Origin of the sequence: Chelativorans sp. YIM 93263, assembly GCF_028767125.1 — a bacterium.
GTDB lineage: Bacteria > Pseudomonadota > Alphaproteobacteria > Rhizobiales > Rhizobiaceae > Chelativorans.
Map to the genome: position 1 here is coordinate 13,446 of NZ_JAKCWP010000010.1, position 17,142 is coordinate 30,587.

The following is a 17,142-nucleotide window of genomic DNA, read 5'->3' on the forward strand; positions in this document are numbered from 1 at the left end:
CCTGCTCAATCCTAGCGCCTTTGGAATAAAAATTCTACCATGGTACGAGTCTATCAAAGCGGGGGATGAGGAGGGCAGATGCGCGAGATTGGCATTGGACTAATCGGCACCGGTTTCATGGGCAAGGCCCACGCGCTTGCCTATCGCACGGCAAAGGCCGTTCTGGGTGATGTGCCGGCGGCGCGGCTGGAGATCCTCTGCGATACTCCGGCCGACAAGGCCCGGCAAATGGCCGAGCAATTCGACTTTGCCCGGTCGACGGATAACTGGCGGGAGGTCGTACAGGACCCGCGCGTGGAAATCGTCTCAATCACCACCCCGAACCACATGCACCGAGAGATCGCCCTTGCGGCGATCGCCGCGGGCAAGCATGTGCATTGCGAAAAGCCTATGGGCCTGACATTGGCCGAGGCCGAGGAGATGACTGCGGCGGCCAAACGGGCGGGCGTCAAGACGATCGTCGGCTACAATTACATCAAGAACCCGGCCTTTCTCCATGCCCGTACGCTGATCCGCGAAGGCGCTATCGGCCGCATCATCCATTTTCGCGGTTGGGTGGACGAGGATTACCAGGCGGATCCCGACTTGCCCTGGAGCTGGCGCGCGCGACTGGAGGAGGCCGGTCTGGGCGCACTCGGGGACATGGGCTGCCACCTCGTTTCGATGGCCTACGACCTCATGGGGCCGATCGCCAGTCTGGTCGCGGATATGCAAACCGTCCACGAAACGCGCGCAACGCCGGATGGGACGGATCGCAAGAAGGTGGAAAACGAGGATACCGCTTCTGCACTCGTGCGTTTTGAAAGCGGCGCGCATGGCTCGCTCTCAACTTCACGGACAGCTTGGGGCCGCAAGAACCGGCTGGACTGGGAAGTCCATGGAACCAAGGGCATGCTCGTATTCGCCCAAGAGCGCATGAACGAGTTGCACTTGTACCAGAATGAAGGAGACCGGGCGCAGCAAGGCTTCAAAACGATTTTCACGGGCCCGGATCACCCTCCTTACGGGAACTTCTGCCCGGCGCCGGGCCACCAACTCGGCTTCAACGACCTCAAGACGCTGGAGGCCGGCGCCTTCCTGCGCTGGGTCGCAGGAGGCGAAAAATCCTCACCTGATTTTTTCGAGGCCCTGGAATACGAAAGGGTTATCCACGCCATCGCGGCGGCAGCGCGCGAGGAGCGAAGGGTGGCGGTGTAGGTCAACCGGCCACCGACAAGCTTGTCGAGCTTACCGGATTGCAAATCACTCTCGATCTGCAAGAGCCCAGGCAAAGGATCCCCTTACCTTATGAAGGTACTCCCGGCCTCCCAGGCTACCCCAGCACCTCAGACACTTTGACCGCCCTGCCCTGTTCGATCGACAAATACGCCGCATCGGCCAGCGCCAAGGCCCTGAGGCCGTCCTGCCCCGATGGTGAAGCGGGCTTTCCCTCCGATATAGCGGCGACGAAAGCCGCCATTTCCGCCGCATAGGCCTCCGTATAGCGCGTCATGAAAAAGTCGTGCAGAGGCGGCTTCGTGTAGCCTGTATTCGTCGCGATCTCTATCGAGACCGGACGCTGGTTCTCGGCTGAAATGGCTCCTTTCGATCCGTGCACCTCAATGCGCTGGTCATAGCCGTAGGTGGCGCGGCGGGAATTCGAAATCGTGCAGTGCTTGCCCGAAGGTGTCGTGAGCACCACCGATGCGCTGTCGTGATCTCCCAGCTTGCCGATCTCCGGATCAACCAGGACAGAAGCCGTGGCGAAAACCGTGTCCGGCTCCTCGCCCAACAAGAAGCGCGCCATATCGAAATCGTGAATGGTCATGTCCCTCAGAATACCGCCCGACGAGCCGATATACTGTGCCGGCGGCGGACCCGGATCGCGGGAGACGATCTGCACCATCTCGACATCGCCGATCCTGCCTTCGTTAATCGCTGCGCGGACGGCGGAAAAATGCGGATCGAAGCGGCGGTTGAAGCCGACCATAAACGTCGCATCCGTCTCCTCAACGACTCTCAGGCAAGCCTTCACCCTGTCGTAGTCGAGATCGATGGGCTTTTCGCAGAAGATCGCCTTGCCGGCTCGGGAAAAGCGCTCGATCAGATCAGCGTGGGTGTCGGTGGGCGTGCAGATCACAACGGCATCGATGTCCGCAGCCGCCTCGATCTCCTCGATGGTGCGCACAGCACAGCCCTGCGCCTCTGCGATCGCGCTGGCGGCATCGGCGACCGCATCGGCGACGGCCGTCAACTGCGCGCCCTTATTGCCGGAGATAGCACGGGCATGCACCTTGCCGATGCGCCCGGCACCCAGCAGGCCGAATCGTACTGTCATCCTTCTTCTTTCCTTTTCGTTCGTGTTTTCCGGGTGCGGCTCACCTTGTTCGGGATAGGCACCCGGGGCCGGTATGACAAGGGCGCGGCAGCCTTCTGCAATAACCTGGGCGGTAACTGCCCACCCGAGCTCCTGGGTTCCGCCAACAACGGCGGCGCTAATGCGCGAATTTGGCATGGCTCAAGTATTCCCTCGTAGCCGGGGCTGTGCCGTGAAACAGGTCAGCTCTAAATATAGCTCGCGTTCTCGTGCACACCGGCTTTCACCCCGGTGATCAAAGAGACGATTTCGTTGCCGTCGGTCTTGTCGGCCTCCAGCATTCCGGCGATGCGCCCGCGCCGGAACACCCAGATCTTGTCCACGAGATTGAAGACCTGGCGCAGATTGTGGCTAACGAGAATAAGGGGGATCCCTTGCTTCTTGAGACCACGGATAATGTTCTCCACCTGCGTGGTTTCCTGAACGCCGAGTGCCGCAGTCGGCTCGTCCATGATGATAAGCTTGGAGGCGAAGCTCGCCGCGCGCGAGATGGCGACGCATTGGCGCTGGCCCCCGGACATATTGGCGATCGGGTTATGCAAGTTTGGTATCTTAATACCGGTGCGTTCCAGCGCCTCCATGGACCGACGATACATCTTTCTCTCATTGAGGAAACTGAACGGGCCAAGATTGAAGTAGACCTCCTCACGGCCGAGAAAGATGTTGGACGGAACGTCCAGATCGTCCGCCAGCGCGAGGTTCTGGAAGACTGCTTCGATGCCGACATCGCGCGCATCCAGCGGGCTGCTGAACGTCACCTCCTTTCCCTCGAAGAAGATCTTGCCCGCCGTGGGCTGTTCAACGCCGGTGATCTGACGCACGAAAGTGGATTTCCCCGCACCATTGTCGCCGACAATGGCCACATGCTCGCCTTCCCGCAGCGTGAAATCCGCATCCTCGAGCGCATGAACGCCCCCATAATGCTTGGTCAGATTTTCCGTCTGCAGGATGATCTTGGAATTGCTATCGGCCACTTTATCCTCCCACTTGGCAGCGACTAGGTGCTCGTCCGGAATCGCTGGCGGTAAACGTCGGCAACCACGGCCGCGATGATGATCGCGCCCATGATCATCTCCTGGTAGTAGGCGCTGAGCTTCAAGAAGGTGAAGCCGGAGATGATAACGCCGAAGATGGCGGCACCGATCACCGTGCCCACCACCGAGCCGCGTCCGCCCGTCAGCGATACGCCGCCAATGACGGCCATGGCGATGGCTTGCAGCTCGTACATCATACCCATCCCGGCCTGAGCGGTCAGCCCGCGGGCGGCGACGACAATGCCGGCGAGAGAGGCAAGAAGACCGGCGATGGAATACACAAGGACCAAGTGGCGCTCGACACTGATGCCGGAAACCCTCGCCGCATTCTGGTTCGAACCGATGGCATAGGTGTGCTTTCCATAGACAGTATATTTCAGAGCGACATGGAAAAGCAGCGCGACGGCCAGAAAGATGACGACGGGCATCATGCCTTGTCCGATGGCTGCATAGCTGTCGGTCGGGAAGGACACCGGTTGTCCGCGCGTGTACCACTTAGCGGCCCCGCGCGCTGTGACCATCATGCCGAGGGTGGCGATGAAAGGCGGAATTCGGGTGTAGGCGATCAGCGCGCCGTTTATGAATCCCGCCCCCAGCCCGCAAGCCAGCCCGGCAAGGATCGGTATAATGACTGGAAGGTCAGTCAGATTTGGATAGACCGCGCGTGGATAGGTACCGACCTGGGCGAGGCTCATGGAGACCATCGCTGTCAAGCCAACTATCGAGCCCGAGGAAAGGTCGATCCCGCCGGTGATAATCACCTGGGTCACGCCAACGGCAATGATTCCCACCACCGCAACCTGAAGGATCATGATACTCAGGCGCTGGGTGTTGAACAGGAAACTCTGACCCTGAAAAAGCCAGCCGAGAAGCTCGAAAATGATTGCGACCCCAAGGAGCCCGATAAGAGCATTCAACTCATGGGAACGCGGTTTCTTTCCTTCCGCCACATCTGGCGTGGCCCCGGCTTCCGCCTGATCTGTCGCCATTCTCTCCGCCATGCCGACCTCCCTCTTGGGCTGGCCGGCCTTACAGCCGGCCGCCTGATAGCCGGCGGAATCCTCCCGCCGGCTGTCCCACCTCAGTTCTTGCTCGTGAATTCATCCATGTTGTCGGGTGTGACGAGTTGGAAGGGAATGTAGACTTTCTGATCTTCGATCGCTTCGCCGCGTGCCAGCTTCAGCGCTGTATCGATGGCACCATGCCCCTGTCCTGCCGCATCCTGGAATACGGTGACGTCGAGATCACCTTCCGCCATGGCGGCCAGCGCGTCCTGGGTCGCGTCGACGCCGCCGACGAGCACTTCGTCCATGGACATTCCCGCCGCCTTCATTGACTGGATCGCGCCAATGGCCATCTCATCATTGTTGGAAATCACTGCATCGAACTCGACGCCAGCTGAAAGCCAGTTGGACATGAGGTCGGCGGCTTCCGTGCGCTGCCAGTTGGCAGTCTGCTCCTCGACGATCTCCATAAACGAGCACTCTTCAGTGGCGATCACGTCATGAATATCCTGCGTGCGCATGCGCGCCGCCTGGTTCGACAGCTCGCCCATCATGACGACGATCTTGGCGCCATCGTCCTTGCCCTGCTCCCGTAGAAGACGGCAAATCTCCTGAGTTTCCAGCGTTCCGGACTCTCGCTCGTCCGAAGCCACAAAGGCCTGGTTTTCGGGCAGATCCTCCACGTTGACTGGCTCGCGGTTTACAAAGACCAACGGCACGCCGGCATCAGCCGCTGCCTTGGTCATGGCAACGGTAGCGTCGGTATCGACCGGATTGACGACGATGGCGTCCACACCGGATGCGATGAAGTTCTGAATCTGGTTGAGCTGCTTGCCGACGTCGTTCTGCGCATCTTCGATCTGCACATCCACGTCGTCCATTTCGTTTGCATAATCCTCCATACCGTTACGCAAAACAGTCAGGAAGTTGTCGTCGAACAAGGCCATGGACACGCCGATGGTCTCGGCCATGGCCGACGTCGTCATCAGCGCCGAAACCGCAGCGCTCATTATTAGCTTCTTCATTTGATGCTCCTCCGCAGATGGGTGACCGGCGGCACCCGTTTTCAGCCGGATTCCCGTACCGGGAACTTGCGAGCCCCCCAGCGACGCTCCATAAATGACGACGGCACCTTCTCCTCCAAAATGGAACGCCATCACCGCGAGATGCTCAATATAAAATATTTATTCCATTTTTTGACCTAACGTCAAGGCGAATTCCATTTTGTGGCCGCTTGCGCTGCGGTTAAGCGAGTTGTCGCATACCTTCTGTGATGAATGTCATGCTGTCGGCTATCGTCGAGGCGAGATCGGGCAGACGGTGCACCGCCTCGGAGAACGGTTCGAATGATAGCGGTCCGTTAAAGCCACCCCTGCGCAAGGCTGCGATCTGGACGATATTGTCGAGCCGGTCCCCCCGGCCGACCAGCACTCTGTCGCCATCGCACATCTGATTTACGCCGATGGCACTGTCCGTCACTCCGGAAGCGTGTAGGAGCCCCGTCTGCGCTGGAAAAATTGACTCTTCACCGGACAAGAAATGATGGAACGTATCGTGGACGATACGGAAGACCGCACTGGCGCCGAGCCCCTCGATTGCCTCGATGGCTTCGGATTTGTAGCGCAGTGAAGACGTGTCAAAGCCAAGCGGTTCCACTAGGCCGGCAATCCCAGCTTCGGCCAGGATCGGCCGCAGTTCCTTCAAGGCGATACGCAAGTTTGCCTGACGCTCGCCGTTCGCGCTGCCTGTGCCGTCGTTGACGGGCACCAGGACCAGCGCCTCCGCCCCGCACGCTTTTGCATAGGCGGCAAGCGCCCGCGCTTCGTTCTCCCGCGCGTCATTCCATTGGTTGAAGCGCTGCAGCGCGTTGATGGAGACGATACGCAAGCCCCGCGAGGCGGCGGCCTCGGCAATCGCCTCCGGATCGGTCCCGTCGGCAATGGCATTGCCCTGAATGTCGTTGCGGATTTCAACGCCGGTCGCCCCGACTGCCTTAGCAAGGTCGAAGAAATCGGAGATGGAATGGTTGGGCGCGCACATGTGGTTGAGTGCAAAAGCCGGCGTACCTGCGGTCATGAGAGGCCTCCCCATAGACTTTGATTTTAATCGAAGCATGGCGGGGACCCGCAGGGGCGTCAACGCGAACGTGCGACAAAGCCTATCAAGTATGACAGAATTCGTCTCTCAAGAGACTTGTTTCTATCATTCCACATCACAGACTTTCCGGCACATGAATTGTAACCGGCAAGAAAAGCTGTCCCGACGTCTCGGCCTGCCCGGAACGAACGGAATTGACCATGTGCTCGAGCAATGAGCGACACATGGATTGCAGCGGCGTCGCGAGTATACCCGTAATCAGATGCTCCTGCAGGGCAGCAGTCGAATCCGGCGTCAGCTCGTTGACGATAACCGAGGGTCGCATGGCGGATCCGTCTCTCTCAGACATCTCCTCGCGTAGTGCCATGATCGCACCCTCCATCCCGCCACCGGCTACATAGAAGCCGGCAATGTCGGGGTAGCGATCGAGAAGGTTCAGCGTTGCCTCGTAGGTAAGCCGGCGCGTATCCAGATTGACCATTGTCTCAAGGATTTCGAACTCCGGCGCATATTCGCGGAAGAAACTGCGGAAACCGGTCTCGCGCAACTCATGGCCGTGCCAGCGATGGCCGCCGACGAAGAGCGCCACTTTCCCGGGCCGGCGCGCCGTGTGCGCGATGAGCCATGCCGCCGTGCGCCCCACCTTGATATTGTTCAAGCCAACATAGCTTTCCCGCACCCCTTGGGCGAAATCCGACAGGAGCGCAAAGACCGGTTTGCCGTTGACCTTAAGCGCCTCCACGGCCTGCGTGACGCTGTGATGGTCGACGCTAACGGCTGCAATGGCCTGGGTGCGAGTGGCGAGCGGCTCCAGCTGTGCCACGATTGCGGAGGGGGCCTGCCCCTCCGCAAATGCAATGTGCGGACGCACCCGCACGTCTCGCACGCCCACCGCGGCCTCCGTCAGCGCCCGCGCCAGCCCCTGATAGAAGGGCTGTGCCTCCTTTTGCAGGAGAAAGCCGAAGTCCATCACCGGCAGCTCGGCCGTAATGCGCTGGTGAATAAGCGCCGCCGCATGATAGCCGACCGCTTGGGCGGCTTCGTATACGCGCCGCGCCGTCTCCTCACGCACCCGATGCCGACCGTTCAGCACCCGATCCACGGTGGCAACACTTACTCCGGCCTCGTGGGCCACATCGGCAATTGTCGGGCGCTGGCCCATGCAGGGTCCCTCTCTGATAGTAATCTATCATGAAATAAAATCACATTCTGATAGGAAATGATATAAAAGATTGCATACTTCTTGAGGTGTCTCTTCCCCGCGCATAGCATGCTGGGCGACTTGGAGGAGGTGTTGATATGGCCAAACGCGATTACAGCCTTATCGGACCGAACGCCCACCGTGCAGTCGAAACTGGCCTCGCCTCGGCGGAATGGTATCATACGGACGTCTCACGCAAGGAGATGAAGGCGCTGATGAGGCGCAGCGATGGTCCAGCCATCCGCGACACGGTTATCTGGCTCGGCTCGATGATCGTACTGGCCGGTACGGCCGTCTGGCTGTGGCCGTCGCTTTGGTCTGCCCCCTTCTTCCTCGCCTACGGCGTACTCTACGGTTCGGCCGGCGACTCGCGCTGGCACGAATGCGGCCACGGCACTGCCTTCAAGACACGCTGGATGAACGATGCGGTCTACCAGATCGCATCGTTCTTCATGATGCGCAATCCCGTCACCTGGCGCTGGAGCCACGCGCGGCATCACACCGACACGATCATCGTCGGGCGCGATCCGGAGATCGCCGTCATGCGCCCGCCGGATCTGCTGCGCCTGACACTCAACTTTTTCGGCATTCTCGATGTCTGGCACGCCATGGTCGACATGGTGCGCAATGCGGCCGGCGTCGTCAGTGCGGAGGAGAAGACTTTCATCCCCGAGCAGGAGCAATCGAAGGCGATCTTCGTGGCCCGCATCTGGGTGACCATCTATGTCGCCACGGGGGCGACCGCCGTCTACACCGGTTCTATCCTGCCGTTCCTCATCATCGGCGGTCCGCGCCTTTACGGCGCCTGGCATCATGTGATGACGGGGCTTCTGCAACACGGCGGGCTTGCCGAGGACGTGACCGATCATCGGCTCAACAGCCGCACGGTCTACATGAACCCGGTCAGCCGCTTCATCTACTGGAACATGAACTATCACGTGGAGCACCACATGTTCCCGATGGTGCCCTATCACGCGCTGCCCAGGCTGCATGAAATGATCAGGCATGACCTGCCGGCGCCGAGTATGTCGATCCTCGATGGTTACCGGGAGATGCTGCCTGCCTTCCTGCGCCAGCTTCGCTACGAGGATTACTTCATCAAACGTGAACTGCCCCCGACAGCAAGGCCCTACCGGGCCGAGTTCCACGATGTGGCGCCTGAGGCGGCCGAATAGAAACAAAAACCAAGGGGAGGCAAGACATGTCCCAATGGGTGGATGCATGCGCCGTCGACGATGTGGAGGAGGAGGATCTCATCCGCTTTGACCATGACGGCAAGGTCTTTGCAGTCTATCGCAGCCCGAATGACGAGTTCTTCGCGACCGATGGCATCTGCACGCACGAGCATGCGTTTCTCGCCGACGGGCTGGTGATGGACTACATCATCGAATGTCCCAAGCATAACGGCCGCTTCGACTACCGCACCGGCGAGGCCCAGGGCGCGCCCGTCTGCGTCAACCTGAAGACCTATCCGGTCAAAGTCGAGGACGACCGCGTCTTCATCGACGTGGCGTGAGCGCCATGGGCGATATCCTCATCATCGGCGCCGGCGAATGCGGAGTGCGCGCTGCCTTCGCCCTGCGCGAGACCGGCCACGAGGGCGGCATCCGGCTCATCGGCGAGGAGCCGCATCTGCCCTATGAGCGCCCGCCCCTTTCAAAGACGGCTTCGACAACTCCGAAGCTCATCGCAGAAGAGGCCCGCTACGGTGAGGCGGACATCGAGCTCATGCGTGGCAGCCGCGTCGAAAGCATCGACCGTGCTGGCAAGCGCGTGCGGCTGTCGACGGGCGAAACCTTTTCCTACGACAAGCTTCTGATCGCCACCGGCGCCCGCGCGCGCCGTCCCCTCGGCATGGAGGCCGCATTCACTCTGCGCAGTCTGGACGACGCGCGAGCCATACTCGGCGCGGTCCGGCCAGGCGTCAGGCTTACGATCATTGGCGGCGGCTTCATCGGGCTGGAGCTTGCCGCCACCGCTCGCAAGTTGAGAGTCGGGGTCACCGTGGTGGAGGCGGCAGACCGGTTGATGGCGCGCATCGTGCCGGCGGAGATCGCCGAAACGGTCGCTGAGCGGCATCGGGCCGAGGGTGTCGAATTGATCCTCGGCGCAGGTGTGACCGCGGTGCGGCCCGACGGTCTCACGCTCGCCGACGGGCGCGAGATCGAGGCTCACATGGTGGTGGCCGGTGTCGGCGCGGAGCCGGAGACGCAGCTTGCGGCAGAAGCCGGGCTCGAGGTGGCCAACGGCATCGTTGTCGATGGCCGGCTAGCCACGAGTGACCCGCACATCTTCGCCGCCGGCGACTGCTGCTCTTTTCCTTACAATGGAGAGCGCGTGAGGCTTGAAAGCTGGCGCTGCGCCCAGGACCAAGGGACGCACGCCGCGCATACGATGCTGGGCAGAAAGGACCGTTACACCCGCGTGCCGTGGTTCTGGTCCGATCAGTACGATCTCACGCTGCAGGTGGCCGGCATTCCCGATCCGTCGCTCGGTCATGTGCGCCGCACTCTCGACGACGCCTTCATCCTGTTCCAGTTCGGAGCGGACGGACGTCTCGTCTCGGCCAGCGGCGTCGGCATCGGCAATGCCGTGGCCAAGAACATCCGCCTTGCCGAAATGATGATGGAAAAGGGCATCAGGCCGGATCCCGCGCAGCTCGCCGACCCGGCAGTCAATCTGAAAAAGCTTTTGAAGGGGATACCGGCATGAAGCGGCCGAACCGGATGACAGTTGCGGATCTGCGCGCGCTGAAGGGCAAGCGCCAGCTTGTCATGTTGCGTGTGGAAACGCTTGAGGAAGCCGAGGCCGCCGAGCGTGCCCGCATCGATATGGTCTCCGTGCCGCCAGCGTTGATCCTCGACTCCGCTTTCCGCGACGCCGCTCCCACCGTCTTTGCCATTCCCGGCGACAACTTCTTCGAGATCGGCACGCCAGACGATTTCATCCACTGGGCATTCCCGCTCTACAAGGCGGGCGCGGACGCCATCTATTGCTCGGCCGGCACAGGCACCATCCGCCGGCTTGCCGGAGAAGGCATCCCCGTGTGCGGCCACGTCGGCCTCATCCCCTCCAAGGCCACATGGACGGGCGGCTTCAAGGCGGTCGGCAAGACGCTAGAGACTGCGCAGCTCGTCTGGCGCCAAGTCAAAGCGCTGGAGGAAGGCGGCGCCTTTGCGGCGGAAATCGAGGTGGTGCCCGAGGCCATCGCCACGGAAATCGCAAGCCGCACGTCGCTTTTCATGATCTCCATGGGCGCGGGTGCGGGCTGCGATGCGCAATACCTATTCTCCGGCGACGTGCTCGGCGCCAATACCGGGCACGTGCCGCGACACGCCAAAACCTACCGCAACTTCGCGGCCGAATACGCCCGGCTGCAGGAGGAGCGCGTCAACGCCTACCGCGAATTCGCCGAAGACGTACGCTCCGGCGGCTATCCGCAGGCCGGACACAAGGTAGAGGCGGAAGCTGAAGTGCTCGCCAGTTTCCGCGATTGGTGCCGCCACAACACTTGAGCGTTTCCGAATCCGTTCGGAGACAGGGCTTTCCAGGCTGGGCCAAATCGCTGTATCGCCCTTCCTCGCACGATTCTTTCAAAAATCGGCGGCTTGTTTACCAACTGGACATGCCGCCCTCCTTATACGAGTCGATATCGACCCTCAAGCACCGACGATGCCCGCATGGTTAACCAACTTACAAAGAAGCATTCAGGACGCGAGGTGAAGAGTCGCGCGGATGTCTCTGGTGGAATAGCTTTGGTCAATGGCCCTTCATAACCCCCATCTCGTCCCGGAAAGCCCTTCCGGTCGAGTTCTGCTGATTGGCGATGACATGCGCGCGTTCCTCGCGACTGTTCGCTCACTCGGCAAAGCCGGCCTTGAGATCGACGTTGCGCCGTTCGACTGGAAATCGCCGGCTTTGCACTCGCGCTACATCAGCAACATTCATTACTTGCCGCATCCTTCCCAGGATCCCCGCCGGTGGGCCGAGGAAACTGCGGAAATCGTCAAGCGCCGAGGCTATGACCTGATCGTTCCGATGTGCGAGCGCTCTCTCTTGCCGTTGGTGAAGTATGAGGACCTGTTCGAACCCGGGCAGATTGCTCATCCGGGGCGACAGGCGCTTGCTGCCTTCATTGACAAGGCCGAAACCAAATCGCTTGCTCTTGCATGCAACGTGCCCGTTGCGCCCGGCCGTTTGCTGCGTACGAGCGACAATGCCGACAACCTGATCGACGAGTTCGATCTGCCCATCGTCATCAAGAATACGGCATCCTATCGCATCGAGTCACTCGACTACCGCAGCAAGGTCTCCATTGCCCGCAAGCCCGAGCAGCTTAGCGCAGCCCTTGCGGACCTGGATCCGGCCGAGCCTCACCTCGTCGAGGGTTACTTCCCACCTTCCGGCAAAGGACAGGGCGTTGGTGTGTCGGTGCTGGCCAGTAAAGGGACTGTGCTGATTGCTTTCCAACATGCCAGACTGCTGGAGCCGGCCGGCGGAGGCGGAAGTTCGATACGCATCAGCGAACAGCTCGATCCACAGCTGTTGGAGGCCTGCCGCAGTTTGGCCCAACGAACCGTGCTGAATGGTGTTGCGATGTTCGAATTCAGGCGCGATCGGGTAACGGGCGAGGCCATACTGGTGGAGGTCAACCCCAGATTCTGGGGTTCGCTGCCCCTGGCCATATTTGCCGGCGTGGATTTCCCGTGCATGCTCTACGAGATGCTGGTTAAAGGCAAACAGCCCAAACAGCCGGATTACCGTATCGGTTGCCAGGCACAAAATCTCGTCAACAGCGTCTACGATCATCTGTTCAGGAGCGAAGGGCGTCGCTGGAAAGGCATCTGGTCAAGTTTCACCGATATCGGCATGGCAGCCTTGAAAGGGGTGGGGCTGGGACCGCGGAATCTTTGCTTTGACAGCTTCGACCGGAAGGACTTCGCACCCGGCTTCCGAGAAATCACCGCTCTCCCCCGGGTCCTGGTCGGCCGCATCAATCAACGCAAGCAGAAGCTACCGGAAAGCCGGAATGTCACCCCTCAGAGTTGAGGCTGACAAGCCGGACAAGCCACCGGCCAAGCCAACCGCTTTCGCAAGTGCGGCGAAGCATGTGCGAAAGCTTTTCGCGCGCTTGAGCGATGCCAACTCCGTGGCTGCTTTTGTCACGCTGGCGGTCCGAACGGGCGGAGCCGGCGTCGGATTTCTCAGTCACATCTTTTTCGCCAGGTTGCTCGGCACTCAGGGTTACGGGCTGTTCTCCTTCGCCTGGACCTGGGTCATCATCCTGGGGACCTTGTCGCATCTGGGTCTGAGCACATCGGCGACGCGTTTCGTCGCGCAGTATGTTGAGAAGCACCGATTGCGCCGCGCACAAAGCTTTACGCGCTTCGCCAGCATTTTTGTCTTCCTGTTCGGCTGTCTGGTGGCTGCGGCCTTCATGGCGGTCACGGCCCTGGTCATCGGGGAGTGGTATGCCTCGCCGGACTTTGCGCCCCTCGTCGTCGCGGCAGCATGTATCCCCGTCTTTGCCATGGGTGAAATGCTCAGGGGCGTGGCCCGCGGCTTTGGTTGGAATGTGCTTGCCTATTCGCCAAGCTTTCTGGAGCGCCCCCTGGTCATTATCACGCTCACCCTTCTAGTGGTCGTGGCAGGTGTTACGGTGCGACCGGAAACCTTGATGATCATCTCTCTGGTAGCATTGCTTACGACTCTCGGTCTCCAGTGGCTGCGTATCGCGCGCCGCACCAAAGATACGTCGACGGGTCGGATGCACACCACCCACGGCCGCTATTGGCTTGCAACGTCGGCCCCTCTCGTCTTCGTGGATGCCTATTACCTCATTATTTCACATACCGATATCGTCATCCTGAAGGCCTTCGTCTCAGATGCCGAAATCGCGGTCTATTTCGCGGCCGCCAAGATCGCCGCACTTGTTTTCTTCTTTCAAATGGCGGCAGGTTCGGCCGCCGCCAGGCCGTTCGCTCAGGCTCATACCAACGGAGACAATGGAAGGATTGCCGATCTCTCGCGTCAGTTCGCGTTGTGGAGCTTTTTGCCAACCCTGGCATGTGCCATCTTTCTTGTTGTCCTGGGAAAGCAGGTTTTGCACCTGTTTGGACCCGACTTCACCAGCGGCTATCCTGTGCTGGTCATCCTGTTGTCCGGCCTTGTCGTCCAGGCTGCCATCGGTCCGGTTCGCTTCGCCATGGCCATGACCGGATTGCAGAAGTCCCTCTCGGTGGTAATGGCTGTGTCGGCGCTGGCCAACATAGCGATGAATGTGGTCCTGATCCCGCGGCTGGGCGCTATCGGCGCTGCGGTCGCAACGGCGATCTCGACAGTCGGTTTCAGCATTACGCTGGCCGTCATCGTTCGCGCGCGCCTCGGCTTTTGGCCATGGATTTTTGCCAAAAGGCGAGGATGAGGACGTATTTATAATCCCTGCGGGGTGGGGCGCAGCAAGAGGCCGGATGATCAATGTTCAGCCATGTGATGATCGGTGCGAACGACTTGGGGAGGATGGTCGCGTTCTACGATGCGGTGCTAGCTCGCATCGGATTGGACCGGACAACTTCTCTTCAATCCGTTAGCCCTGCCGGCGTCATATGGCAGAAAGATCGGCAGCGATGGCCGCAGTTTGCCCTTCGCGCGCCGCTTAATGGCAAGCCCGCCTCAGCGGGAAACGGGGTGCAGGTAAGCTTCATGTGCAGCTCGCCCGAGGCGGTAGATGCCGCATGGCGAACGGCACTCGCGAACGGCGGATCAGATGAGGGCGGGCCTGGCGATCGCCCGATCTACAGCGATGATTTTTATGCTGCTTATGTCCGCGATCCCGAGGGCAACAAGCTCTGTTTTCTCTATTGCGCGGCGTTCTCCGATATTCCCCCAAGCGAGACTGCTTGATCAATTGTCATCCGCCGTCCGCGATGGGACGCAAGCCGAATTCAATTGGTAAAATGGGCCAAACTAACCATGAGGGGCTCCGATCTCGATCTCGCACCAGTGGCTGTATGGCCGCTCGGGCGTGATCACGGGCGAGGGAAAGTGCGGGTGGTTGATGGCGTCGGGAAAGTTCTGGTCCTCCAGGCATAGACCACCGAAGCGCGGATAGCGCCGCCCACCCAGGCCGGGAACGGTGACATTCAGCTTGTCGCTGGTATAGACCTGCAGTCCCGGCTGATCGGTTTTCAGGGTCAGCATCAACGAGTTGTCGGGCGCGGTGACGGTTGCCACAGGAGCGGAAGGATCGCGGTCCGTATTCAGAACCAGATTGTTGTCGTAGGCAATGGGCTCGCCGGCCTCGTTCTTCAGTTCGCGAGGATTATTGAAATCAAGATGGCTGCCGGCCACCGGCCGGATCTCGCCCGTGGGGATGAGATCCTCACCGGTCACCGTATAGGCATTTGCCGCCGCCTGCAGCGTGTGATCGCGGATATCACCATCGCCCATCAGATTGAAGTAGTTGTGTTGGGCAATGTTGACTGGGGTCGGTGCATCCGTCTCGGCCGCAAAATCGATGCGCAGGCGGTTGCCTACAAGCCTGTAGGTGACTGAAATGTCGAGCCGGCCCGGGTACCCCATTTCACCGTCGGGGCTGGTAAGCCGTAGGCGCACGCCCTCCTCACCGGCCAAGGGTTCCATACGCCAGACCTGCTTGCCGATGCCCTTCGGCCCGCCGTGCAGATGGTTTTCGCCCTCGTTTGCCGGAAGGCGGTATTCTTTTTCGTTCAGGGTGAAACGCGCGCCGCCAACGCGATTTGCCATGCGACCGGCTATCGCCCCGAAATAGGGGCTGTATCCCGGATAGGTCTCGAAACGGTCGAACCCGAGAACGACCGAGCGCATCCCGTTTCCAACCGGCACTTGCCAGTCGCGGATCGCCGCCGCATAGCTCATGATGGAGATGCGCACGCCGGTTTCGCTTTCCAGCGTCGTCTCCAACACATTACGTCCGTCGAATGTGCCGATCCGTCTCGGTTCGCTCGCCATGTTGTCTCCCTGGTTTCCGGGTGGATTCACCCCTCTTTGGCGTAACTAACACTTAGCTTCCGCTGCGCTCCAGCTAAGATGTTGGAACCGCTTTTTCTCCCACAAGAGAACAGGTGGGTGCCCCAGCACCGCCAACACTGGCGACCAGCGGTGAGAGCGATGCAAGCGATATCTCTCCGCTAGGAAGAGAAAAAGCAAACACTTAGACTTGAGCGCAGCCAAGCCCAAGTGTTTGCGCGAGGGGGTAACACACCCTTCCCCTACTCGGTCACACCGCGTCGAGCCGCGTCCAGGCGGCATCGGCCTGCGAGGAGTTCACGCACGCCTGGATAAAGCGCATGCCGTGAACACCGTCCTCCACGGTCGGAAGGACGAGACCTTCCGGCTGCTTGCCCTCGCGCATCTGACGAATGGCGCCTGCTGCTTCCGTGTAAAGCGTGGCGAAGGCCTCAAGATAGCCTTCCGGATGGCCACCAGGAATGCGCGAGACTGCCGCCGCCGCCTCATTGGCCCCTGCCCCGGCACGCGTGATCAAGCGCTTGGGCTCACCCAGGGGGGTGTACCAGAGGTAATTCGGATCGGCCTGCACCCATTCGATGCCGCCCTTGGTGCCGTAAACGCGCAGCTTCAGCCCGTTCTCGTTTCCGGGTGCTACCTGACTCACCCAGACAGTGCCCTTGGGCCGCCGGCCACCGCGCTCGGGAAAGCGCATCATAATATGCCCGTTGTCGTCCAGCCGCCGTCCCGGCACGAAGCTGTCGAGATCGGCCGCCACGCTTTCAGCCTGCAGACCCGTGATGAAGGTGGCAAGCTGATAGGCATGCGTGCCGATATCGCCAATGGCCCCGCCCGCACCGGAACGCGCAGGATCCGTGCGCCAGGAGGCCTGTTTCTGGCCGGTCTCCTCGATGGGTTCGGCCAGCCAGTCCTGCGGGTATTCCGCCTGCACGAGGATGATGTCGCCGAGCGTGCCGTCCTCGACCATCTGCCGGGCGTGGCGGATCATCGGATAGCCGGAATAATTATGCGTCAGCACGAAGAGCTTGCCGCTCGTCTTCACCGTCTCCGCCAGTGCTTTCGCGTCGTCCAGGCTGGAGGTCAGCGGCTTGTCGCAGATGACGTGAATGCCGGCGTCCAGAAAGGCCTTCGCCGCCGGATAGTGCATATGGTTGGGCGTGACGATGCTGACGGCCTCGATGCCATCCTCGCGGGCGGCCTCTTTCTCGGCCATTTCCTGAAAGCTGCCATAGGAGCGCTCGGGGTCGAGGCCGATCTCGGCGGCCGAAGCCTTTGCCCGTTCGGGATCGGAGGAAAGCGCGCCGGCCACCACCGTGTAGTGCCCGTCGAGACGCGCGGCCATACGGTGAACCGCACCGATGAAGGCGCCCTGCCCGCCGCCCACCATGCCGAGGCGGATCGGGCTTGTGGCGGATGAAGTCGCGGATGCTGAAACCATTTTTC

At 60.7% G+C, this 17,142-nt stretch carries 16 protein-coding genes; 8 read left to right on the top strand and 8 right to left on the bottom strand.

What is annotated here, in order from left to right; translation table 11 throughout:
* Nucleotides 1-78 precede the first annotated feature (78 nt).
* Nucleotides 79-1,197, top strand: coding sequence for a Gfo/Idh/MocA family protein (locus LY631_RS17695; protein WP_274426920.1), 1,119 nt, complete (start codon nt 79-81; stop codon nt 1,195-1,197).
* A gap of 115 nt (nt 1,198-1,312) precedes the next feature.
* Here LY631_RS17695 and iolG read toward each other — a convergent pair whose 3' ends face one another.
* From iolG to LY631_RS17725, 6 genes are all read right to left on the bottom strand, one after another.
* Nucleotides 1,313-2,317 carry an inositol 2-dehydrogenase gene (gene iolG / locus LY631_RS17700; protein WP_274426921.1) on the bottom strand — a complete coding sequence of 335 codons (1,005 nt, stop codon included), beginning with the start codon at nt 2,315-2,317 and terminating at the stop codon, nt 1,313-1,315.
* Nucleotides 2,318-2,544: 227 nt separating this feature from the next.
* The gene (locus LY631_RS17705; RefSeq protein ID WP_274426922.1) at nt 2,545-3,330 is read right to left on the bottom strand and encodes an ATP-binding cassette domain-containing protein; all 786 of its coding nucleotides are present in this window, start codon (nt 3,328-3,330) and stop codon (nt 2,545-2,547) included.
* 23 nt (nt 3,331-3,353) lie between these two features.
* Nucleotides 3,354-4,379, bottom strand: coding sequence for an ABC transporter permease (locus LY631_RS17710; protein WP_445082909.1), 1,026 nt, complete (start codon nt 4,377-4,379; stop codon nt 3,354-3,356).
* Nucleotides 4,380-4,471: 92 nt separating this feature from the next.
* Nucleotides 4,472-5,419, bottom strand: coding sequence for a sugar ABC transporter substrate-binding protein (locus LY631_RS17715; RefSeq protein ID WP_274426924.1), 948 nt, complete (start codon nt 5,417-5,419; stop codon nt 4,472-4,474).
* Nucleotides 5,420-5,639: 220 nt separating this feature from the next.
* Nucleotides 5,640-6,470, bottom strand: a complete 831-nt coding sequence (locus LY631_RS17720; protein WP_274426925.1) for a TIM barrel protein — start codon at nt 6,468-6,470, stop codon at nt 5,640-5,642.
* 136 nt (nt 6,471-6,606) lie between these two features.
* Complete coding sequence (locus LY631_RS17725; protein ID WP_274426926.1) at nt 6,607-7,653, bottom strand: LacI family DNA-binding transcriptional regulator; 1,047 nt, start codon at nt 7,651-7,653, stop codon at nt 6,607-6,609.
* 137 nt (nt 7,654-7,790) lie between these two features.
* Between LY631_RS17725 and LY631_RS17730 the strand changes: the two genes are divergently transcribed.
* The 7 genes from LY631_RS17730 to LY631_RS17760 all read left to right on the top strand — a co-directional run bounded on the left by LY631_RS17730 (nt 7,791) and on the right by LY631_RS17760 (nt 14,595).
* A complete protein-coding gene (locus tag LY631_RS17730; protein ID WP_274426927.1) occupies nt 7,791-8,867 on the top strand; it encodes a fatty acid desaturase family protein in 1,077 nt (358 codons plus the stop codon).
* 26 nt (nt 8,868-8,893) lie between these two features.
* On the top strand, nt 8,894-9,208 hold the full coding sequence (locus LY631_RS17735) for a MocE family 2Fe-2S type ferredoxin (RefSeq protein WP_274426928.1): 315 nt from the start codon (nt 8,894-8,896) through the stop codon (nt 9,206-9,208).
* A gap of 5 nt (nt 9,209-9,213) precedes the next feature.
* Nucleotides 9,214-10,404, top strand: coding sequence for an NAD(P)/FAD-dependent oxidoreductase (locus tag LY631_RS17740; protein WP_274426929.1), 1,191 nt, complete (start codon nt 9,214-9,216; stop codon nt 10,402-10,404).
* The gene (locus LY631_RS17745) at nt 10,401-11,207 is read left to right on the top strand and encodes a 3-methyl-2-oxobutanoate hydroxymethyltransferase (protein ID WP_274426930.1); all 807 of its coding nucleotides are present in this window, start codon (nt 10,401-10,403) and stop codon (nt 11,205-11,207) included. The genes LY631_RS17740 and LY631_RS17745 overlap by 4 nt, the downstream gene beginning before the upstream one ends.
* A gap of 316 nt (nt 11,208-11,523) precedes the next feature.
* Nucleotides 11,524-12,741, top strand: a complete 1,218-nt coding sequence (locus tag LY631_RS17750; RefSeq protein ID WP_274426931.1) for a carboxylate--amine ligase — start codon at nt 11,524-11,526, stop codon at nt 12,739-12,741.
* Complete coding sequence (locus LY631_RS17755) at nt 12,722-14,116, top strand: flippase (protein ID WP_274426932.1); 1,395 nt, start codon at nt 12,722-12,724, stop codon at nt 14,114-14,116. The genes LY631_RS17750 and LY631_RS17755 overlap by 20 nt, the downstream gene beginning before the upstream one ends.
* A gap of 53 nt (nt 14,117-14,169) precedes the next feature.
* A complete protein-coding gene (locus tag LY631_RS17760) occupies nt 14,170-14,595 on the top strand; it encodes a VOC family protein (protein ID WP_274426933.1) in 426 nt (141 codons plus the stop codon).
* A gap of 63 nt (nt 14,596-14,658) precedes the next feature.
* On the opposite strand, the gene LY631_RS17765 is transcribed toward LY631_RS17760, so the two are convergent.
* Together LY631_RS17765 and LY631_RS17770 are read right to left on the bottom strand one after the other, a co-directional pair.
* Nucleotides 14,659-15,681, bottom strand: a complete 1,023-nt coding sequence (locus LY631_RS17765; RefSeq protein WP_274426934.1) for an aldose epimerase family protein — start codon at nt 15,679-15,681, stop codon at nt 14,659-14,661.
* A 268-nt stretch (nt 15,682-15,949) separates the two neighbouring features.
* Nucleotides 15,950-17,137, bottom strand: a complete 1,188-nt coding sequence (locus LY631_RS17770; RefSeq protein WP_274426935.1) for a Gfo/Idh/MocA family protein — start codon at nt 17,135-17,137, stop codon at nt 15,950-15,952.
* Nucleotides 17,138-17,142 lie beyond the last annotated feature (5 nt).